The organism is Streptomyces sp. NPDC000134 (genome assembly GCF_042899225.1).
Taxonomy (GTDB): domain Bacteria; phylum Actinomycetota; class Actinomycetes; order Streptomycetales; family Streptomycetaceae; genus Streptomyces.
Genome location: NZ_JBIAZN010000003.1, coordinates 440,341 through 459,333, shown reverse-complemented (window position 1 = coordinate 459,333; position 18,993 = coordinate 440,341). Strand labels below are relative to the sequence as shown.

The window sequence follows — 18,993 nt, the reverse complement described above, 5'->3', positions numbered from 1 at the left end:
GCCCGGTTACATTCCGAACCCGGAAGCTAAGCCTTACAGCGCCGATGGTACTGCAGGGGGGACCCTGTGGGAGAGTAGGACGCCGCCGAACAATTTGTGGGAAAGCCCCGCACCTTCTGGTGCGGGGCTTTTCGTTTTTCCGGGTCGTTTACTGTCGGGGGTATGCGCTACGACCTGGTCATCTTTGACAACGACGGTGTGCTCGTCGACAGTGAGCCGATTTCCAACCGGCTGCTGGCCGCCTATCTCACGGAACTGGGGCACCCGACCTCGTACGAGGACTCCCTGCGGGATTACATGGGGGCCGCCATGCACCGGATTCACGATCTGATCCGGGAGCGGACCGGCCAGGGGCTCCCCGAGGACTTCGACGATGTCTTCCACGGGCGGGTGTTCGCGGCCTTCGAGCGGGATCTGGAGCCCGTGCCCGGGGTGGTCGGGGTGCTGGAGAAGCTGGCCGCGGACGGGGTGCCGTACTGCGTGGCGTCCTCGGGGAGCCATGAGCGGATACGGGTGGGGCACCGGAAGACCGGGCTGGACCGGTGGTTCGACGACGGGCGGATCTTCAGCGCGGAGGATGTCGGGCGGGGGAAGCCGGCGCCGGATCTGTTCCTGTACGCGGCCGGGCGGATGGGCGTGGCGCCCGAGCGGTGCGTCGTCGTCGAGGACAGTCCGCTCGGGGTGCGGGCGGCGGTCGCGGCCGGGATGGACGTCCTCGGGTTCACGGCGATGACACCGGCGGAGAGGCTGGCCGGGGCCGGTCGGCTGTTCGCCGACATGGGCGAGCTGGCCGACCTGCTGGTGTGAGCGGGCGGGAGAGCGGGCGGGAGAAGGAAGCTGAGCGGGATTCATCTTTGACTGGATCTGTTCAGGGGTGGGCCGGGGACCTACGCTCGCCGCCATGACGGATGTGCTGCGGCGGGGCAGGGCTTCTCTGGCGTTCGGCTTCTTCGCTCAAGGTGCGGCGTTCGCCCTGCTGGTGACGCGGATTCCGGCCATCCAGGACCGGTACGGGGTGTCCGACGCGTTGCTGCCGGCGTTCCTGGCCGCCGTGCCCGTGCTGGCCGGGGCGGGAAGCGTGGTGACCGAGAAGCTGGTGCGGCGGGTGCGGCCCAGCCAGGTCCTGCGGTGGTCCCAGCCGGTGGTGCTGCTGGCACTGCTCGGGGTCGGGGCGGGGGACCGGATGGCCGTACTGGCCGGCGCGCTCGGCGCGTTCGGCCTGGCGGTCGGGGCGCTGGACGCCTCGATGAACATGCTCGGGGTCAGTTTGCAGCGGGCGTACGGGCGGAGCATCATGCTCGGGTTCCACGCGGCCTACAGCCTGGGCGGGATTCTGGGCGCCTCGCTGGCGTGGGCGGGGGCGCACTGGGGGCTGGCGCTCTGGGTGTCGTATCTGCCGCTGGTGGCGGTGCTGTTGCCGGCGGTGCTGGTGGGGAGCCGGTGGTATGTCGACCGGGAGCCGGTGGGGGAGTCTGCGGGGGAGGCGGTGGAGACGGCGCCGGGTGGGACGGCGGGTGGGAGTCTCGGGTTCCGGATGCTGCTGCCGCTGTGTCTGGTGATGACGTTCGCGTACATCGGGGACTCGACGGTCTCCAACTGGAGCGCGAAGTATCTCCAGGACGTGCTGGGCAGTTCGGAGCAGTTGGCGACCGTGCCGTACAACGTGTACATGGTGACCACGCTGCTGGGGCGGGCGGTCGGGGACCTCGGGGTGCGGCGGTTCGGGGCCGTGGCGGTGGTGCGGGGCGGGGCGCTGACCGCCGCGGTGGGGTTCGCGGTGGTGGCGGGGGCGCCCGGGGCGTGGGTGGGGATGGGCGGGTTCACGCTGCTGGGGCTGGGGCTGTGCGTGCTGGTGCCGCAGACGTTCGCGGCGGCCGGGCGGCGGGCCTTCGACCAGTACGGGTCCGTGGGGTCCGATGCGGCCATCGCGCGGCTGAATGTCTTCAACTACGTGGGGTTTCTGATCGGTTCGCCGTTGGTGGGGGCGCTCGGCGGTGCCTGGAGCTATCGCGGGGCGATGCTCGTGCCGATGGTGTTGGTGCTGGTGACACTCGTGTACGCCCGGTCGTTCGAGACTCGGCCCGACCGATACGGTGGCGGGCATGAGCGGTCGGGCACGGCTTATGTGGGACGAAGCGGTAACGGGCTATGACTTCGGCCCGGACCATCCGATGGACCCGGTGCGCCTCGCGCTGACGCGGGGGCTGGTCGGGGCCTTCGGGCTGGACCAGGAGCTGGACGTGGTCGCCGCGAAGGCGGCCGGGGAGTCGACGCTGCGGCTGGTGCACCGGGAGGACTACATCGCGGCCGTGAAGGCGGCGTCGGCGGACCCGGGGGCGGCGGACGGGTCGTACGGGCTGGGGACGGTCGACGATCCGGCGTTCGCCGGGATGCACGAGGTGTCCGCGCTGATCGCGGGGCAGTCGGTGGCGGCGGCGGAGGCGGTGTGGCGCGGGGAGGCGCTGCACGCGGTGAACTTCGCGGGTGGGCTGCACCATGCGATGCCCGGGTCCGCGTCGGGGTTCTGCGTCTACAACGACGCGGCGCTGGCGATCGCGCGGTTGCTGGAGCTGGGGGCCGAGCGGGTGCTGTACGTGGACGTCGACGTGCATCACGGGGACGGGGTGCAGGCGGCGTTCTGGGAGGACCCGCGGGTGCTGACCGTATCGCTGCACGAGCATCCCCGGACCTTGTTCCCGGGGACCGGGTGGCCGGAGGAGACGGGGGCGGCCGGGGACGCGGAGGGGTCGGCGGTGAATGTCGCGCTGCCGGCGGGGACGGGGGACGCGGGGTGGCTGCGGGCGTTCCACGCGGTGGTGCCGGAACTGGTGGCCTCCTTCCGGCCGCAGGTGCTGGTGACGCAGCACGGGGCGGACACGCACTTCGAGGACCCGTTGGCGCACCTGGCGGTGTCGGTGGACGCGCAGCGGGCGGTGCAGGTGGCGTGCCATGAGCTGGCGCACGAGTACGCCGGGGGGCGGTGGGTGGCGCTGGGCGGGGGCGGTTACGCGGTGGTGGACGTGGTGCCGCGGTCGTGGACGCATCTGGTGGGGATCGCGGCGGGGCGGGAGGTGGCGCCGGAGGCGGTGATTCCGGAGGCGTGGCGGGCGGAGGTGTTCGCGCGGACGCGGGGGATGGGGCCGGGGCGGATGACGGACGGGCGGTGGCCGGTGTCGTGGGAGGGGTGGGAGGCGGGGTACGACCCTGCGGATCGGGTGGATCAGGCGGTGTTGGCGGTGCGGCGGGCGGTGTTTCCGTTGCGGGGGTTGTTGGCGTGAGGGGTGTCGGCTGAGGGCTGGGTGCTGACGGCCGGGTGCTGACGGCCGGGTGTGGCTGCGGGCCGGTGTTGTCGGATGGGCGGCGTTGTCGTCGAGGGGTTGGGGGCGCGGCCCGGCGTGGCGGGGTGCCGCCTGCGCCCACCCGTGCCGCCCTGGGCGGCACGTATGCCCGCAGGCTGGTTGGCTGGGTGGGGGCGGGTGGGTTTGTTGGGAAGGATGGGGGGATGGGTGGTGATGGTGGGATTCGGGGTTATGTGGTGCGGGTGGGGATCGCGGGGGTGGTGGGGACCTCGCGGGAGGCGAGTCTGCGGAGGTATCGGGCGTTCGCGGCCCGGGACCCCCGGGTGACGCTCGGGATCGAGCCCGTGGGGGCCTGGACGGTCGGGGACGTGATCGGGCTGATGGCCGAGAAGTGTGGTGTCTCGGCCGATCCCCGGCATACTTCGGGACACGAGGTGATCGACCCCGATCGCACGCTGGCCGCGCTGGACGACTTCGCGGACCGGCTCGCCGCCGCCGCCCGCCGCCGCGCCCCGGTGCTCCTGGGCACCGGACACCCCCATCGGCTCCTGGGTTTCTACGCCGTGCTGGCGAACGCCCTGTCGGCGGCGGGATGTGTTGTCCTCACCCCCGCGCAGGGTCGCCGTGTCGACATAACGACCCGGTTCGGTCTACGTACATACAACCTCGACTACGTACGAGGTGTCGCGTTGGTGCGGGAACCCGCCGGGGAACGCCCCGGTTGTGAGCCCGGCGCACACACGCACTCGCCCCTCCCGATTCGTACCGCGCTGGCGGGTGCGGCGGAGGGCTCGGGGGTGCTGCCGGAGCTGGTGATCGGAGACCACGGATGGGTCTGCGGAGCAGGTCAGCTAGGGTTCGAGGCCATCGGGCTGGCTGATGCGGACGACCCCGCGCTCTTCGTGGGGCAGGCAGAGGGGTCGGTGTCCGTCGTCGTTCCACTTGATGACGGCGTGCGGTCCGATTACTACCTGCCGCTTACCCGCTACGTACTCAAACGAGCGTGTCTGTCCCAGTAGGACGCCGATGGGTGCACCTCTTCCCCACTCGCATCACCCGCCCCTACATTGGGGAGTGAGCACGCAGCGACGAAGAGTCACCGGAAGGGGAAGCCGGCGGCCGTCGAGTGCGAAGGGTTCAGGTGTGTCATGGCTGCAGACCAGAGGCCTCTGAGCGAGGTTCAGTTCCTTACCGTGGCGGAGGTCGCCTCGGTGATGCGAGTGTCGAAGATGACCGTGTACCGGTTGGTGCACAGCGGTCATCTGCCCGCTATCCGGGTGGGGCGGTCCTTCCGCGTCCCGGAGAATGCGGTTCACGAGTACCTCCGCGAGAGCTTCGTGGGGGTGGACACGGCCTGACGGTGATCAGGGAGAGGCCCCCGGGGACGCTTCGGGCCTCTCCCGCCCCCTCGATTACGACCTCAGCGCTCGGGCGGGTAGGCTAAGCCCTCGTAGGTCGTGTGGGCCCATGGCGCCCAAACAACCGAGTGATGAGAAGTGAGCGAGGGTAGTCGTGGGCTCTGTTATCAAGAAGCGGCGCAAGCGGATGGCCAAGAAGAAGCACCGCAAGCTGCTCAAGCGCACGCGCGTCCAGCGTCGTAACAAGAAGTAGGCGACGCGGCGCCGCGAGAGCGCGTGACTGTGGCCCCCCACCGGAACCGGTGGGGGGCCACAGTCGTCTCCGCCGCCGGTCCGCCGTCCGCGGTGCCGCGTCCTTCCGGCGCGTGGTGCGTTCGGCGGGCCTGGTGGCGCGACACCGACCCGCTAAGTTGGCCCGCGGGCGGGGAACGCGGCAGGGTACGCAGAAGAAGGCGTTCCGGCTCCACCGGCGGAAGGAAGGCGCTGATCTTGGGCAAGGTCGTGCTCGTGACCGGAGTGGCGCGTCGACTGGGGGGCCGTTTCGTGCGGCGGGCGATGCGCGATCCCGACGTGGACCGGGTCATCGGCGTGGACGCGGTCCCGCCCGAGCACCACCTGGGCGGCGCCGAATTCGTCCGGGCCGACATCCGGCAGCCCACCATAGGGCGGGTGCTCGCCGAGACCGGCGCCGACACGGTCGTCCACATGGACGTCACGGGCACCCCGCTCGGCAGCGGCAGCCGGACCACGGTCAAGGAGACCAACGTCATCGGCACCATGCAGTTGCTCGGCGCCTGCCAGAAGTCCCCGAGCGTGCGGCGGCTGGTGGTGAAGTCCAGCACCAATGTGTACGGTTCGGCGCCCCGCGACCCGGCCGTGTGCACCGAGACGACCCCGCCCAGGTCGCTGCCCAGCGGCGGCTTCGCCAAGGACATCGCCGAGGTCGAGGGGTACGTGCGGGGCTTCGCGCGCCGGCGGCCGGACGTCGCGGTGTGCGTGCTGCGGTTCGCCAACATCCTGGGTCCGGCCACGGACACGCCGCTCGCCTCGTACTTCTCGCTGCCGGTGCTGCCGACGGTGTTCGGCTACGACCCCCGGCTGCAGTTCGTGCACGAGGACGACGTGATCGAGGTGCTGCGGATCGCCTCGCACGAGCCGCGCCGGGGCACGCTCAACAGCGGCACGTTCAACATCGCCGGCGACGGTGTGCTGACGCTCTCCCAGTGCTCGCGGCGCCTGGGCCGGCCCACGGTGCCGCTGCTGCTTCCCGCGGTCACCTGGGCGGGCTCCCTGGTGCGTACGCTGGGGATGACGGACTTCTCCCCGGAACAGATCCGGCTGCTCACCCACGGCCGGGTCGTGGACACCACCCAGATGCGCGAGACGCTGGGGTTCGAGCCGAAGCACACCACCGCGGACACCTTCGCGGACTTCACGCGCAGCCGAGGACCCGGGCTGCTGCCGCCGGAGGCCCTCGCGGGGGCCGTCGACCGGATCGCGGCGCTGTCCCCCGGGGGCAGCGGCCACCTCCCGACGCAGAGCGCCAACTGAGGAGCGCAGCAACGATGGCGGACGCCAAGGTCATTCCGTTCGACGACGACCGGTCCCGTGGCGGCGCGGCACAGCGCCCGGCGCGGCGCCGGGGCGCGGGCAGCCGGCGCACCGACGGGGCGGAGCCCGCGCCGGTACATGAGATCCAGCCGCTGCCCGGCGGGGCCCCCGGGCCCGAGCGGGAACCGGGGCGGCCCCGGCGGGACGGCGACGGCGACGACCCGGGCGGCGGCCTGGAGCGGCGGATCGCCGGCGGCCTGTCCTTCCTGCGCCGCCGGCTGACCGGTGACTACGAGGTCGACGACTTCGGTTACGACGCCGAACTCACCGACCAGGTGCTGATGTCCCTGCTGCGCCCGGTGTACGAGAAGTACTTCCGGGTCGAGGTGAAGGGCCTGGAGAACATCCCGTCCGAGGGCGGCGCCCTGATCGTCTCCAACCACTCGGGGACGCTGCCGCTGGACGGCCTGATGCTCCAGGTCGCCGTGCACGACCACCATCCGGCGGGCCGGCATCTGCGCCTGCTCGCGGCGGACCTGGTGTTCGTGCTGCCGGTCGTCAACGAGCTGGCGCGCAAGCTGGGGCACACGCTGGCCTGCGCGGAGGACGCGGCGAAGCTGCTCGGCCAGGGGGAGCTGGTCGGGGTGATGCCGGAGGGGTTCAAGGGGCTCGGCAAGCCCTTCGGGGACCGCTACAAGCTCCAGCGGTTCGGCCGGGGCGGGTTCGTCTCCACGGCGCTGCGCGCGGGGACGCCGATCATCCCGTGCTCGATCGTCGGGGCCGAGGAGATCTACCCGATGATCGGCAACTCCCGGACCCTCGCCCGGCTGCTGGGCTTCCCGTACTTCCCGATCACGCCGACGTTCCCGTGGCTCGGGCCGCTGGGCGCGGTGCCGCTGCCGACGAAGTGGACGATCCAGTTCGGCGAGCCGATCCCCACCGACCACCATCCGGCGGAGGCGGCCGAGGACCCGATGCTGATGTTCAACCTGACCGACCAGGTCAGGGAGCAGATCCAGCACACCCTGTACAAGCTGCTGGTGCAGCGCCGGTCGGTGTTCTTCTGACAGACGCCGGTACGGCGGTGGAGACGCGCTCGTCCCCACCGCCGTACCGGCGAATGCCTCACCCGGTCATTCCGGGTCCTCGCCCTCGATGCCCAGGCCGGGCAGCAGGCCGGGGATGAGGGGCGGGAGGGTGATGTCCGGCTCGGGGACGGGCGTCTTGCTCTTGCTGCCGCCGGTGGGCGAGGAGGGGGCGCTGTCCTTCGGCGGGTCGAGCAGGCCGCCGGCGCCGCCGAGCAGGCCGTCGTCCTCGCTGCCGGATTCGGCGGGCTGGCTGGGCCGGTCGCTGCCGGTCCGCCCGCGCTCGGGGGTGTCGTCGCCGCCGGTGCTGGGGGGTGCCGTACGGCCGCTGCCGGGGGGGTCCGTGGTCGTGGGCCCGGAGTCGCCGCGCCGCTCGCCGTCGCCGCCGCTGTCCTTGGCGGGCGGCTCGGGGAGCAGGGAGCGCAGCGGGGCCACGTCCTGCTCTATGGCGTCGAACACCGACGACACCTGCTCGCTGACGTCCCCGAGCTGCACCGGCAGCCGGTCGCGCACGGCTCCCCAGGTCTCGCGGTGCGAGCGCGAGAAGGCGGAGAGGGTCCGCAGGGGGCCGAGCGAGTCGGGGTCGCGGGCGTAGGCCGAGCTGAGCAGCCGGTGGCCCTCGGCGGCGTCGTGCCGCATGCCGGTCAGGGCGCGGCGGATCTCGCCGAGGGACTCGTGGTCGAGCAGTCCGCCACGGTCGCGCTCCAGCAGCCGGCGGGCCTCGCTGAGCCGGGTGGACGCCAGGTCGAGGTAGGCCCGGCCGCGGTCGGCCTCGCCGTCGGCGAGGCCGAGCTTGAAGTCCTCGATGCCGCGTTTGAGCCCGTAGAGCGAGTCGCCGGGCAGGGCGTCGGTGCTGGCCGCGGCGATGGAGCCGAAGGCCCCGGCGGCGACGCCGACGCTGAGTCCGCCCGCGGTGAGCCCCTTGGCCAGTCGGCTGCGGGGGCGGAACCGCTTGAGCGGGGTCGCCCGGTGGGCGCCGCGGGACCGGCGCTGCTCGGGCACCGATGGGTCGGTCGCCTCGCCTTGGGCGGTGCCCTCCTGGAGCATGGCCTCGAACGCGGCCACCAACTGGGCTCGCTGGACGGCCTTGACCTCCGGGTCCAGCGTGGGTCTCGGCAGCGCGTCGAGTCCGGCGGCCAGGGCTACCAGCCGCCCTTGTCCGGTCGGGTCCGCGGCGGCCTCGGCCGGTGCCGGGGTGTCCGGCTGCTCGGCCGCCGTGTCCGGATCGGACTGCTCCTCCAGAGCCTGGGCGAAGGCGTTCGCCCGCCGGTGCGCCGATACGTTCGCGATCACTGGCGGCACCTCCTCTCGTCATCACGGTCGACTCCCCAGGGGGTCCTGAGGGTTGCACACCCCGACCACGACCACACGAACGTGTGACAGGAGTCGGCCAGGGTGTGACCACAGGGAGCCTGCATCCCGCACAACGAGCGGCGCGGCACTTGGGTTACGGACGACGGGCAAGCCGGCCGGTGAGTCAACGGTGCGTCACCGCTGGTGACTTGGGGTGGGGTCAGCGGGCGTCGTCGGGGAGCAGCCGGGCGAGGGTGCGCACGGCGCGGTACTGGAGGGTCTTGATGGCGCCCTCGTTCTTGCCCATCACGCGGGCGGTCTCGGCGACGGAGAGGCCCTGGAGGAAGCGGAGGGTCACGCACTCCTGCTGCTGGGGATTGAGCCGGCGGACGGCGTCCAGCAGGGCGGCGTTGGAGAGGGACTCCAGGACGGAGTCCTCCGGGGAGCGCTCGACCTCGTTGGCGTCGAGCATCTCGCCGGTGGTGACCTCCAGCCGGAAGCGGCTGGACTTGAAGTGGTCGGCGACCAGGTTGCGGGCGATCGTCACCAGCCAGGCGCCGAAGTCGCGGCCCTGCCAGGTGAAGGTGCCGATGCGGCGCAGGGCGCGCAGGAACGTCTCGCTGGTCAGGTCCTCGGCGGTGGCCTTGCCTCCCACGCGGTAGTAGATGTACCGGTACACGGTGTCGCTGTACTGGTCGTAGAGGCGGCCGAAGGCGTCGGCCTCGCCGGCCTGGGCGCGCTCGACCAGGTCCATCATGCGGGCGCTGTCGCTGTCCGCCGCGGGGCGGCGCACGGTCGTCCCCGGCGCGCGTCCGCGTCTGCCGACGGCGGCGCCGCCGTCGGTCAGCGCGTAGCACGGGCCGACGGGGGCGGTGGCCGTGGCGAGGGCGGGGACGGCGTACGCGGTGGGGACGAAGCCGCGCATCAGGTCTTGGACCGATTTGACCGTTGCGCGCAGCGTAGCCAGGCCCGAGGCGTCAACCCCGACGTGTGGGTACACGGGACTCCCAGAGGCAGAGCTTCCATCACGTGCAGTGCGGGACCGTTCACCCGTCGTAGCGACGGAGGGGTACCGGATTGCGTCTGAGGAGAATAACGCTTCGTACAGGTGCCGCTACACCCAGTTGCTCAAATCATCGATTACGTCGCTTGTGTAACCGATTGACGCCCGATCGACTGTCTGAGAGTGACCGTTTCCTGATCGGTTCGGTCCGTCTTCCGGCTGGCTACGGAGCGTGTCGTGCTCGGGTGAGGACAGGGGGACTGAGTGCCCGGTCCCCTGGGTACGCCAGAGGGATTGGCCGCCGGGCCCGGATCAGTGGCGGCGGCGGTGCAGGGCGATCGCCGCCGCCGTTCCGCCGGCCACCGCGCCGACGCCGGCCGCCGCGGGGATGCCGACCTTGGCGGCCTTGCGGCCGGTGCGGTAGTCCCGCAGCCGCCAGTCCAGTCGCCGCGCGTGTTTGCGCAGTTTCGCGTCGGGATTGATCGCGTAGGGGTGGCCCACCAGCGACAGCATCGGGATGTCGTTGTGCGAGTCGCTGTAGGCGGCGCACCGGCCCAGGTCCAGGCCCTCCGCCGTCGCCAGGGCGCGCACCGCCTCCGCCTTGGCCGGGCCGTGCAGGGGCTCGCCGACCAGCTTGCCGGTGTAGACGCCGTCGACGGACTCGGCGACCGTGCCGAGCGCGCCGGTCAGGCCGAGGCGGCGGGCGATCACCTGGGCGATCTCCACCGGGGCGGCCGTGACCAGCCAGACCTTCTGGCCCGCGTCCAGGTGCGCCTGGGCGAGCGCGCGGGTGCCGGGCCAGATCCGCTCGGCCATGTACTCGTCGTAGATCTCCTCGCCGATCGACTTCAGCTCGGAGACGCGGTGGCCCTTGACGATGGAGAGCGCCGAGTCGCGGGCCTCCTGCATGTGCTCGGGGTCCTCGACGCCGGCCAGCCGGAACCACGCCTGCTGCCAGGCGAACCGGGCCAGGTCGCGGGTCTCGAAGAACTTGCGCTTGTGAAGGCCTCGGCCGAAGTGGAAGAGGGCGGCGCCCTGCATCACCGTGTTGTCGAGGTCGAAGAACGCGGCCGCCCGCTCGTCGCCGTGCACCGGGAAGTCCGGTTCCTCGGCGGGGTGCGGGGCGGGGGCGTCCTGGGCGGACTTGCGGGCTGCCTCAGCCGAGGCCTCGCCGGCCAGCACGCTGCGCGCGGTGGCGGAGCGCCTACGGGGAGTGAGCCATCCGAGAGCGGCCATGCTCGTGAGCATAGTCAGTCTGTTCGGACACTTCGGAGCCGAGAGGTCGCGAGGCTGTGAACTTCGCGCGACCGGGCCGTCGAAGGACACGCGAGAATGGCCCGCATGAGTCCCGTCTTCCGCAGAAAGACGCAGCCGCGTCCTGAGCATCATCTGGTCACCCTCATCCGCAAGCCCGGCTGCCATCTGTGTGATGACGCACAGCAGGTGGTCGAGAAGGTCTGCGCCGAACTCGGCGTCCGGTGGGAGCCGAGGGACATCACCGAGGACCGGCGCCTGCACGACGAGTACTGGGAGCAGATCCCGGTCGTGCTCATCGACGGCAGGCAGCACACCTTCTGGCGTGTGAACGAGGAACGGCTGCGCAGGGCACTGACCGACCAGTCCGAGTAGTCCGGATGGTCGCTTAGGATCGATGGCGACTTGGTCTCGGGGGCGTTGATCGTGAGGAGCGTGTGCGGCTTTGCCCCCAATGAGAGAGGAACGCGTGTGCGGGCGCACCGGTTCCCCGCGAATGCGCCGGGGGCGCGTGACCCCGGTCACGTTGGCCGGGCAAATCGGACACCATCTTTGTGCACGCGTTCACAAAGACATAGCCTGCATTCGACGGGGCGGTCATGTAGGGACGTATGACCGCCTACAGCCCCGCTCTACCCGCAGGAGCACCGTGGCAACTGGCCGAACACACCGACCGGCGACCCGCAGCCGAGGGATTCCCGAGGCCACCGTCGCCCGGCTTCCGCTGTACCTCCGGGCCCTCACCGCGCTCTCGGAGCGCTCGGTGCCCACGGTCTCGTCCGAGGAACTGGCGGCAGCGGCGGGAGTCAACTCCGCGAAGCTGCGCAAGGACTTCTCCTACCTCGGTTCGTACGGGACCCGGGGCGTGGGCTACGACGTCGAGTATCTCGTCTACCAGATCTCCCGCGAACTCGGCCTGACCCAGGACTGGCCGGTTGTGATCGTAGGAATCGGCAACCTCGGGGCCGCGCTCGCCAACTACGGCGGCTTCGCCTCGCGGGGTTTCCGGGTCGCCGCGCTGATAGACGCCGATCCGGCAATGGCCGGAAAGCCCGTGGCCGGCATCCCCGTGCAGCACACCGACGACCTGGAGCGGATCATCCAGGACAACGGCGTCTCCATCGGCGTGATCGCCACCCCCGCCGGCGCCGCCCAGCAGGTCTGCGACCGGCTCGTGGCCGCCGGCGTCACCTCCATCCTGAACTTCGCGCCGACCGTGCTGAACGTGCCCGAGGGCGTCGACGTGCGCAAGGTCGACCTCTCCATCGAGCTGCAGATCCTCGCCTTCCACGAGCAGCGCAAGGCCGGCGAGGAGGCCGCCGCCGACACCGTCGCCCGGCCCGCCGCCCGCAAGCAGGCCGCCGACAAGGGACCCGACGGGGACGTGCCCGCCGTGATGCCGGCATGAGCCTCCTCGTCGTCGGCCTCAGCCACCGCAGCGCCCCGGTCAGCGTCCTGGAACGGGCCTCGCTCAGCGCGGACGCCCAGGTCAAGCTGCTCCAGGACACCGTCGCCGCCGAACCGGCCGCCGAGGCCGGGGTGCTGGCCACCTGCAACCGCATCGAGCTGTACGCCGACGTGGACAAGTTCCACGCCGGGGTCGCCGAGCTGTCCACGCTGCTCGCCCAGCACAGCGGGGTCGGCCTGGAAGAGCTGACTCCGTACCTGTACGTGCACTACGAGGACCGGGCCGTCCACCACCTGTTCTCGGTGGCCTGCGGCCTGGACTCGATGGTCGTCGGCGAGGGGCAGATCCTCGGCCAGATCAAGGACGCCCTCGCGCGGGCGCAGGAGCTGCACACCGCCGGCAAGCTGCTGAACGACCTCTTCCAGCAGGCCCTGCGGGTCGGCAAGCGCGCCCACTCCGAGACCGGCATCGACCGCGCCGGACAGTCCCTGGTCACCTTCGGCCTGGAGCAACTGGCCGCCGGCGGTGACGTGCGGAGCTGGGCCCGCGGCAAGAAGGCCCTGGTCATCGGCGCCGGGTCGATGTCCTCGCTGGCCGCCGCCACGCTGGCGCGGGCCGGGGTCGCCGAGGTCGTGGTCGCCAACCGCACCTTCGAGCGCGCCGAGCGCCTCGCCCGCATCCTCGCCGAGGGCGACGACACCGGGGTGACCGCCCGCGCGGTAGCCATGGACGCCGTCGCCGCCGAGCTGACACGTGCCGACGTGGCCGTCTCCTGCACCGGCGCGACCGGGCTGGTCCTGGGCACGGACGCCGTGGTCGCCGCCGTCGAGGACCGCACCGGCGAGCGCGTCGCGGTCACCGGGGCGTCCCGCACGGCCACCGTCCCCGGGCAGTCCCCGGCGCCCGCCGCCGAGGAGGGCTGCCCGCTCGACCTGACCGCCGTACCGACCGGCTTCTCCGTGATGGGGGAGGCCGCCGTGGCCGGCCTGGACGCGGCGGCGCTGGAGCAGCACGCCGCCTGGGTCGCCGGCGGCACGGCAGCGGACCGCACCCGCGAGTCCGGACGCCCCGGCCCGGAGGGCGACGCCGAGCTGATCGCCGCGCTGGCCGCCACCGCCGCGAGCACCGGCCGGGTGCCCGAGCTGCGCCGGCCCGAGCCGGTCGCCGAGGTGCCGCGCCCGCGGCCCGTGCTGTTCCTGCTCGACCTCGCCATGCCGCGCGACATCGACGCCGCCGTGCACCAACTGGCCGGGGTACGGCTGGTCGACATCGAGTCGCTCGCCGAAGCCTCCGCCGACGCCCCCATGGCCGCCGACGTCGACCAGGTCCGGCGGATCGTCGCCGACGAGGTCGCCGCCTTCGGGGCCGCCCAGCGGGCCGCGCACATCACCCCGACCGTCGTCGCCCTGCGCAGCATGGCCGCCGAGGTCGTGGCCGGTGAGATGGCCCGCCTCGAAGGGCGGCTGCCCGGCCTGGACGACAAGCACCGCGCCGAGATCACGCAGACCGTCAGGCGCGTGGTCGACAAGCTGCTGCACGCGCCGACCGTGCGGGTCAAGCAGCTCGCGGCCGAGCCCGGCGGCGCCGGGTACGCGGACGCGCTGCGCACCCTGTTCGACCTCGACCCCGAGACGGTGGCCTCCGTCTCCCGGGCCGGGAACAGCACCACCGGAGAGAACCGAGGGCCGGCATGACTGAGAAGGCACTGAGGCTGGGGACCAGGCGCAGCAAGCTCGCCATGGCCCAGTCCGGGCAGGTGGCGGACGCCGTGAGCCAGGTGACCGGACGGCCCGTGGAACTGGTCGAGATCACCACGTACGGCGATGTGTCGCGGGAGCAGCTCGCGCAGATCGGCGGCACGGGCGTGTTCGTGGCCGCGCTGCGCGAGGCGCTGCTGCGGGGTGAGGTCGACTTCGCGGTTCATTCGCTGAAGGACCTGCCCACCGCGCAGCCCGACGGCCTGGTCCTGGCCGCCGTACCCGAACGCGAGGACCCGCGCGACGTGATCGTCGCCCGGGACGCGCTGAAGTTCACCGACCTGCCCCGGGGGGCGCGCATCGGTACGGGCGCGCCCCGGCGGATGGCCCAGTTGAACGCGTACGCCCGGACGCACGGACTGGACATCGAGACCGTCCCGATCCGGGGCAACGTCGACACCCGCATCGGATACGTCCGCGGCGGTGAGCTGGACGCCGTCGTGCTGGCCGCCGCCGGGCTGAACCGGATCGGCCGGATCGACGAGGTGACCGACTTCCTGTCGGTCGACACGGTGTTGCCCGCCCCCGGCCAGGGGGCCCTGGCGATCGAATGCCCCGCGCACGACGCGGAGCTGATCGCCGCGCTCGGCGAACTCGACGACCCGTTCACGCGGGCCGCCGTCACCGCCGAGCGGTCACTGCTCGCCGCCCTGGAAGCCGGTTGCAGCGCGCCCGTGGGCGCGTTGGCCGACTTGCTGGCCGACGGGCAGATTGTCAAGGAAATGCGCCTGCGCGGCGTCGTCGGCACCACCGACGGCTCGACGCTGGTGCAGTTGTCCACCACCGGTCCCGTGCCCGAGACGCACGAGGCGGCACTGGCACTCGGTCGCGAACTCGCCACCGAGATGCTCGCCCAGGGCGCGGCCGGTCTGATGGGGGAGCGAGAACATTGAGCCCCACCACCCTTCCCGCCGGTCCGGAACACGGGCACGTCACCTTCCTGGGTGCCGGACCCGGAGATCCGGGACTGCTGACTCTGCGCGCCGTGGAGGCACTGGCGCACGCGGACGTCCTCGTCGCCGAGCACGAGGTGCTCGACGTCGTACGCACGCACGCCAGGCAGGGCGTCGCCGAGGTGCACACGGACGCGGACCCCGCCGGGCATCCGCTCCCGGGCACAGGCACGCCTCAACTGACGGTTGTTGACGGCGCGTCGACAACCGCCGGCGTCCCCGCCGTGCGGGATGCCGCACATCTTGTCATGGAGGCCGCGCGGGGCGGCAGGCGGGTCGTGCGTGCGGTGACCGGGGACCCCGGGCTCGACGCGTACGCCGCCGAGGAGATGCTGGCGTGCGCCGCCGCCGGGGTGCCCTTCGAGGTGGTCCCCGGGGTCGCGACCGCGGTCGGCGTGCCCGCCTACGCCGGTGTGCCGCTGCGGGACGCCGAGGGCGCGGACGTCCGGTTCGTGGACGCCCGGACCGCCTCCGACCGGTGCTGGACCGAGGTCGGCGCCTCCGACGGCACGGTGGTGGTGTCGGCGACGCTGGACTCGGTCGCCGCCGCCGCGGGCGAGCTGGTCTCGGCCGGCCGCAAGCCGGACACCCCGATGACCGTCACGGTCGCGGGCACGACGACCCGGCAGCGCACCTGGTCGGCGACGCTCGGCACCATCGCGCAGACCCTGAAGCAGGCCAAGGTGCTGCCGTCCCCGGACGGCGGCCGGCCGGTGATAGCCGTGGTCGGTGAGCGTTCCGCCCCCGCCCGGCGCGACCAGTTGTCGTGGTTCGAGTCCAAGCCGCTGTTCGGCTGGAAGGTGCTCGTGCCGCGGACCAAGGAGCAGGCGGCCTCGCTCTCCGACCAATTGCGGTCCTACGGCGCCGTCCCGCACGAGGTGCCGACCATCGCCGTCGAGCCGCCGCGCACGCCCCAGCAGATGGAGCGGGCGGTCAAGGGTCTGGTGACCGGCCGCTACGAGTGGATCGCCTTCACCTCGGTCAACGCGGTCCGCGCCGTCCGCGAGAAGTTCGAGGAGTACGGGCTCGACGCCCGCGCCTTCGCCGGGATCAAGGTCGCGGCGGTCGGGGAGCAGACCGCCAAGGCGCTCATCGCCTTCGGCGTCAAGCCCGACCTGGTGCCCAGCGGCGAGCAGTCCGCAGCCGGGCTGCTGGAGGACTGGCCGCCCTACGACCCGGTCTTCGACCCGATCGACCGTGTCTTCCTGCCCCGCGCCGACATCGCCACGGAGACCCTCGTCGCCGGGCTGATCGAGCTGGGCTGGGAGGTCGACGACGTCACCGCCTACCGGACGGTACGGGCCTCGCCGCCGCCGGCCGAGACCCGCGAGGCGATCAAGGGCGGCGGCTTCGACGCGGTGCTGTTCACCTCGTCGTCCACGGTGCGGAACCTGGTCGGCATCGCGGGCAAGCCGCACAACGTCACGGTGATCGCCTGTATCGGCCCCGCCACGGCCAAGACCGCCGAGGAACACGGGCTGCGGGTCGACGTCATGGCCCCCGAGCCGTCGGTGATGAAGCTGGCGGAGGCCCTCGCCGACTTCGGCACGCGGCGCCGCGCGGCGGCCATCGAGGCCGGCGACCCGGTGACGCGGCCGAGCGAACGCCGTCCGGGTGCCCGCAGACGCCGCTCCACGACGACGTGACACAGGACGAGGCGCCCTCGCCGGGCGCCTCGTCTCACCCGTTGTCCGGGGGTGTGGTCCCGGCGTACGGCAGGAAGCGCGTCCAGGCGGCGGAACCGATGGCCAGGTGGCCTCGATGCGGGGCCTTCGAGTCACGTACCCATATGTGGTCGTGGGCGGGGGTGGCGATCTCGACGCAGTCGGGGCCCTCGTCCGTGCTGTAGCTGCTCTTTATCCACTCCGGCGTCATGTCTCTCCCAGTACCTTCTCGATGAGGGCTGTCGACTCCCGGGGGCTGAGAGCCTGTGCCCGGATGATCCCATAGCGCATGTCGAGGAGTTGGACCTCTTTCGGATCGGTGATCACACGGCTGATGTGCTGCACCTCGACGTGCCCGACCGTGGTGCCGCCCTGGAGGCGGAGCAACCTGAATGATCCGGCGAGGCCCGAGTTCTCGTCGCGGTCCAGGGGCAGCACTTGGAGGTCGACGTTGCGCAACGCGGCGATCTCCAGCAGGTGTTCGAGCTGTCGGCAGAGGACCGCCCTTCCCCCGATGCTGCGGCGGAGGGTGGACTCGCACTGCACGAAGCTGAAAACCCGGAGCGGCGCCTCCTCAAGGATGTTCTGGCGAGCCACGCGGGCCGTCAGCCGCCGGTCCAGTTCCTCCGCCGGGAAGGGCGGGCGGCGCGCACTGAAGACACCCCGTGCGTACTCCTCCGTCTGCAACAGCCCATGGATCACGGAGTTGTTGTACGCGCACAGCTCGGTCGCGTCCGCCTCCAGTTTCTTGAGGTTCCGCACCTTCTTCGGGTACCGGACCTCCGCCACGTCCTCCTTCAGCGCGGCGATCTTGCCGTTCGCGCCCAGGACTTCGTCCGCGCGGTCCAGGTACTCGGGGCGGGGGATGCGTCGCCCGCGTTCGACGGAGGCGATGAGTTCCTCGCCGTAGCCGATGGCCGCCCCGAAGTCGGGGCGGGACAGGCCCGCCGACTCACGCCACAGGCGTAACTGCCGGGCCACCGTCCTGATCACCGCCCCCGCCTCGTCGTCCTCCGGACCCGCGTCCCACTCGCTCATGTCCACCACCCTCGCGTCGGCACTCACTTCACAGGGTACGCACGTTCCGACACGCTCTGTGACGTGAATCGCTTCCCCGGGACTGCGAACTGACCTGGTCCTGACCGGGGCGCCGGGATGACGACCGTCCTCGAACTGTCCGCCCGATACGCCCACTTCCTCGTCCATCCGCTGCCGCCCGGTCGGCGAATGCTTCTCGGGGGACGTCTGTGCTCTGCGAGGGTCCGCTCATGGCTGATTCGGCGGATTCAGTGGCCGACTCCGCGTCGGCAAAGGCACGGGCGGTGCGGGCGTAGCGTAGGTGGTATGTCGACGTACGGAAGCTTTCCCGGTACCCGCCCCCGGCGGCTGCGGACCACGCCCGTCATGCGTCGGATGGTCGCCGAGACCCGGTTGCACCCCGCCGACCTCATCCTCCCCGCGTTCGTGCGCGAGGGCGTGAGCGAGCCGGTGCCGATCGCGGCGATGCCCGGCGTGGTGCAGCACACGCGGGACACGCTGAAGAAGGCGGCCGCCGAGGCGGTGGCGGCCGGGATCTCCGGGATCATGCTGTTCGGCGTGCCGGAGGAGGACAAGAAGGACGCCCTCGGCACGGCCGGCACCGATCCCGACGGGATTCTCCAGGTCGCCCTGCGCGATGTGCGGGCCGAGGTCGGGGACGAGCTGCTCGTCATGTCCGACCTGTGCCTCGACGAGTTCACCGATCACGGGCACTGCGGGGTGCTGGACTCCGAGGGGCGGGTCGACAACGACGCGACCCTGGAGCGGTACGCCGAGATGGCCCAGGTGCAGGCCGACGCCGGCGCGCACGTCGTGGGGCCCAGCGGGATGATGGACGGGCAGATCGGCGTCATCCGGGACGCGCTCGACCAGATCGGGCGGGAGGACGTCGCGATCCTCGCGTACACCGTGAAGTACGCCTCCGCCTTCTACGGACCCTTCCGGGAGGCCGTCGGGTCCTCGCTGAAGGGCGACCGCAAGACCTACCAGCAGGACGCCGCCAATGTCCGGGAGGCGCTGCGCGAGCTGGCGCTGGACCTGGTGGAGGGCGCCGACATGGTGATGGTCAAGCCGGCCGGGCCCTACCTCGACATCCTCGCCAGGGTCGCGGACGCGGTGGACGTGCCCGTCGCCGCGTACCAGATCTCCGGTGAGTACTCGATGATCGAGGCCGCTGCCGAGAAGGGCTGGATCGACCGCGACCGGGCGATCCTGGAATCGCTCACCGGCATCAAGCGCGCGGGCGCCCGCAACATCCTGACGTACTGGGCGACCGAGGTCGCCCGCACGCTGCGCTGAGCCCGCGTGCCCTGGCCCGCCCCGGCGGGCG

The 18,993-nt window shown here is 71.9% G+C and carries 19 protein-coding genes and 1 rRNA gene; 15 read left to right on the top strand and 5 right to left on the bottom strand.

The window, feature by feature from the left end:
- From rrf to ACFY32_RS06880, 9 genes are all read left to right on the top strand, one after another.
- Positions 1–91: ribosomal RNA gene (gene rrf, locus ACFY32_RS06920) — 5S ribosomal RNA — on the top strand; the annotation flags it as partial.
- A 71-nt stretch (positions 92–162) separates the two neighbouring features.
- On the top strand, positions 163–807 hold the full coding sequence (locus tag ACFY32_RS06915) for an HAD family hydrolase (RefSeq protein ID WP_359189798.1): 645 nt from the start codon (positions 163–165) through the stop codon (positions 805–807).
- Positions 808–901: 94 nt separating this feature from the next.
- Positions 902–2,152: an MFS transporter gene (locus tag ACFY32_RS06910; RefSeq protein ID WP_359189795.1), complete on the top strand. Its 1,251-nt coding sequence runs from the start codon at positions 902–904 to the stop codon at positions 2,150–2,152.
- Entirely contained in the window at positions 2,103–3,278 is a 1,176-nt protein-coding gene (locus tag ACFY32_RS06905) for an acetoin utilization protein AcuC (RefSeq protein ID WP_359189792.1), read from the top strand. Before ACFY32_RS06910 ends, ACFY32_RS06905 begins: the two co-directional genes overlap by 50 nt.
- 125 nt (positions 3,279–3,403) lie before the next feature.
- Positions 3,404–4,318, top strand: a complete 915-nt coding sequence (locus tag ACFY32_RS06900) for a phosphatase (RefSeq protein ID WP_390673602.1) — start codon at positions 3,404–3,406, stop codon at positions 4,316–4,318.
- Between the two features lie 129 nt (positions 4,319–4,447).
- On the top strand, positions 4,448–4,657 hold the full coding sequence (locus ACFY32_RS06895; RefSeq protein ID WP_320783200.1) for a helix-turn-helix domain-containing protein: 210 nt from the start codon (positions 4,448–4,450) through the stop codon (positions 4,655–4,657).
- 154 nt (positions 4,658–4,811) lie between these two features.
- Positions 4,812–4,910: a 30S ribosomal protein bS22 gene (locus ACFY32_RS06890; protein ID WP_003948845.1), complete on the top strand. Its 99-nt coding sequence runs from the start codon at positions 4,812–4,814 to the stop codon at positions 4,908–4,910.
- 236 nt (positions 4,911–5,146) lie between these two features.
- Positions 5,147–6,208 (top strand): NAD-dependent epimerase/dehydratase family protein, encoded by a 1,062-nt coding sequence (locus tag ACFY32_RS06885; protein ID WP_359189785.1) that lies wholly within the window; start codon positions 5,147–5,149, stop codon positions 6,206–6,208.
- Between the two features lie 14 nt (positions 6,209–6,222).
- Positions 6,223–7,275, top strand: coding sequence for a lysophospholipid acyltransferase family protein (locus ACFY32_RS06880; protein ID WP_359189782.1), 1,053 nt, complete (start codon positions 6,223–6,225; stop codon positions 7,273–7,275).
- Between the two features lie 66 nt (positions 7,276–7,341).
- Here ACFY32_RS06880 and ACFY32_RS06875 read toward each other — a convergent pair whose 3' ends face one another.
- The 3 genes from ACFY32_RS06875 to ACFY32_RS06865 form a co-directional block, all read right to left on the bottom strand.
- Positions 7,342–8,586, bottom strand: a complete 1,245-nt coding sequence (locus ACFY32_RS06875) for a DUF5667 domain-containing protein (protein WP_390673601.1) — start codon at positions 8,584–8,586, stop codon at positions 7,342–7,344.
- A 220-nt stretch (positions 8,587–8,806) separates the two neighbouring features.
- Complete coding sequence (locus ACFY32_RS06870; protein WP_359189777.1) at positions 8,807–9,586, bottom strand: ECF subfamily RNA polymerase sigma factor, BldN family; 780 nt, start codon at positions 9,584–9,586, stop codon at positions 8,807–8,809.
- Positions 9,587–9,901: 315 nt separating this feature from the next.
- Entirely contained in the window at positions 9,902–10,825 is a 924-nt protein-coding gene (locus ACFY32_RS06865; protein WP_390673600.1) for an HAD family hydrolase, read from the bottom strand.
- Positions 10,826–10,930: 105 nt separating this feature from the next.
- Here ACFY32_RS06865 and ACFY32_RS06860 point away from each other — a divergent pair, with 105 nt between their 5' ends.
- The 5 genes from ACFY32_RS06860 to ACFY32_RS06840 all read left to right on the top strand — a co-directional run bounded on the left by ACFY32_RS06860 (position 10,931) and on the right by ACFY32_RS06840 (position 16,607).
- Positions 10,931–11,218, top strand: a complete 288-nt coding sequence (locus ACFY32_RS06860) for a glutaredoxin family protein (RefSeq protein ID WP_359189771.1) — start codon at positions 10,931–10,933, stop codon at positions 11,216–11,218.
- Positions 11,219–11,492: 274 nt separating this feature from the next.
- A complete protein-coding gene (locus ACFY32_RS06855; protein WP_359189769.1) occupies positions 11,493–12,251 on the top strand; it encodes a redox-sensing transcriptional repressor Rex in 759 nt (252 codons plus the stop codon).
- Positions 12,248–13,945: a glutamyl-tRNA reductase gene (locus tag ACFY32_RS06850; protein ID WP_359189766.1), complete on the top strand. Its 1,698-nt coding sequence runs from the start codon at positions 12,248–12,250 to the stop codon at positions 13,943–13,945. Before ACFY32_RS06855 ends, ACFY32_RS06850 begins: the two co-directional genes overlap by 4 nt.
- Entirely contained in the window at positions 13,942–14,901 is a 960-nt protein-coding gene (gene hemC / locus ACFY32_RS06845; protein WP_190207589.1) for a hydroxymethylbilane synthase, read from the top strand. The genes ACFY32_RS06850 and hemC overlap by 4 nt, the downstream gene beginning before the upstream one ends.
- Positions 14,898–16,607, top strand: a complete 1,710-nt coding sequence (locus ACFY32_RS06840) for a bifunctional uroporphyrinogen-III C-methyltransferase/uroporphyrinogen-III synthase (RefSeq protein WP_359189763.1) — start codon at positions 14,898–14,900, stop codon at positions 16,605–16,607. The genes hemC and ACFY32_RS06840 overlap by 4 nt, the downstream gene beginning before the upstream one ends.
- A gap of 34 nt (positions 16,608–16,641) precedes the next feature.
- On the opposite strand, the gene ACFY32_RS06835 is transcribed toward ACFY32_RS06840, so the two are convergent.
- Both ACFY32_RS06835 and ACFY32_RS06830 read right to left on the bottom strand, forming a co-directional pair.
- Entirely contained in the window at positions 16,642–16,836 is a 195-nt protein-coding gene (locus tag ACFY32_RS06835; protein ID WP_390673599.1) for a DUF397 domain-containing protein, read from the bottom strand.
- Positions 16,833–17,663 carry a Scr1 family TA system antitoxin-like transcriptional regulator gene (locus ACFY32_RS06830; RefSeq protein WP_390673598.1) on the bottom strand — a complete coding sequence of 277 codons (831 nt, stop codon included), beginning with the start codon at positions 17,661–17,663 and terminating at the stop codon, positions 16,833–16,835. Before ACFY32_RS06830 ends, ACFY32_RS06835 begins: the two co-directional genes overlap by 4 nt.
- A gap of 306 nt (positions 17,664–17,969) precedes the next feature.
- Between ACFY32_RS06830 and hemB the strand changes: the two genes are divergently transcribed.
- Complete coding sequence (hemB, locus tag ACFY32_RS06825; protein ID WP_390673597.1) at positions 17,970–18,962, top strand: porphobilinogen synthase; 993 nt, start codon at positions 17,970–17,972, stop codon at positions 18,960–18,962.
- Positions 18,963–18,993 lie beyond the last annotated feature (31 nt).

Coding starts and splice junctions, on each gene's coding strand:
- ACFY32_RS06850 (WP_359189766.1), top strand. CDS start 12,248: ATGAGCCTCCTCGTCGTCGGCCTCAGCCACCGCAGCGCCCCGGTCAGC.
- ACFY32_RS06910 (WP_359189795.1), top strand. CDS start 902: ATGACGGATGTGCTGCGGCGGGGCAGGGCTTCTCTGGCGTTCGGCTTC.
- ACFY32_RS06865 (WP_390673600.1), bottom strand. CDS start 10,825: ATGGCCGCTCTCGGATGGCTCACTCCCCGTAGGCGCTCCGCCACCGCG.
- ACFY32_RS06880 (WP_359189782.1), top strand. CDS start 6,223: ATGGCGGACGCCAAGGTCATTCCGTTCGACGACGACCGGTCCCGTGGC.
- ACFY32_RS06830 (WP_390673598.1), bottom strand. CDS start 17,663: ATGAGCGAGTGGGACGCGGGTCCGGAGGACGACGAGGCGGGGGCGGTG.
- ACFY32_RS06860 (WP_359189771.1), top strand. CDS start 10,931: ATGAGTCCCGTCTTCCGCAGAAAGACGCAGCCGCGTCCTGAGCATCAT.
- ACFY32_RS06895 (WP_320783200.1), top strand. CDS start 4,448: ATGGCTGCAGACCAGAGGCCTCTGAGCGAGGTTCAGTTCCTTACCGTG.
- ACFY32_RS06835 (WP_390673599.1), bottom strand. CDS start 16,836: ATGACGCCGGAGTGGATAAAGAGCAGCTACAGCACGGACGAGGGCCCC.
- ACFY32_RS06905 (WP_359189792.1), top strand. CDS start 2,103: ATGAGCGGTCGGGCACGGCTTATGTGGGACGAAGCGGTAACGGGCTAT.
- hemB (WP_390673597.1), top strand. CDS start 17,970: ATGTCGACGTACGGAAGCTTTCCCGGTACCCGCCCCCGGCGGCTGCGG.
- ACFY32_RS06915 (WP_359189798.1), top strand. CDS start 163: ATGCGCTACGACCTGGTCATCTTTGACAACGACGGTGTGCTCGTCGAC.
- hemC (WP_190207589.1), top strand. CDS start 13,942: ATGACTGAGAAGGCACTGAGGCTGGGGACCAGGCGCAGCAAGCTCGCC.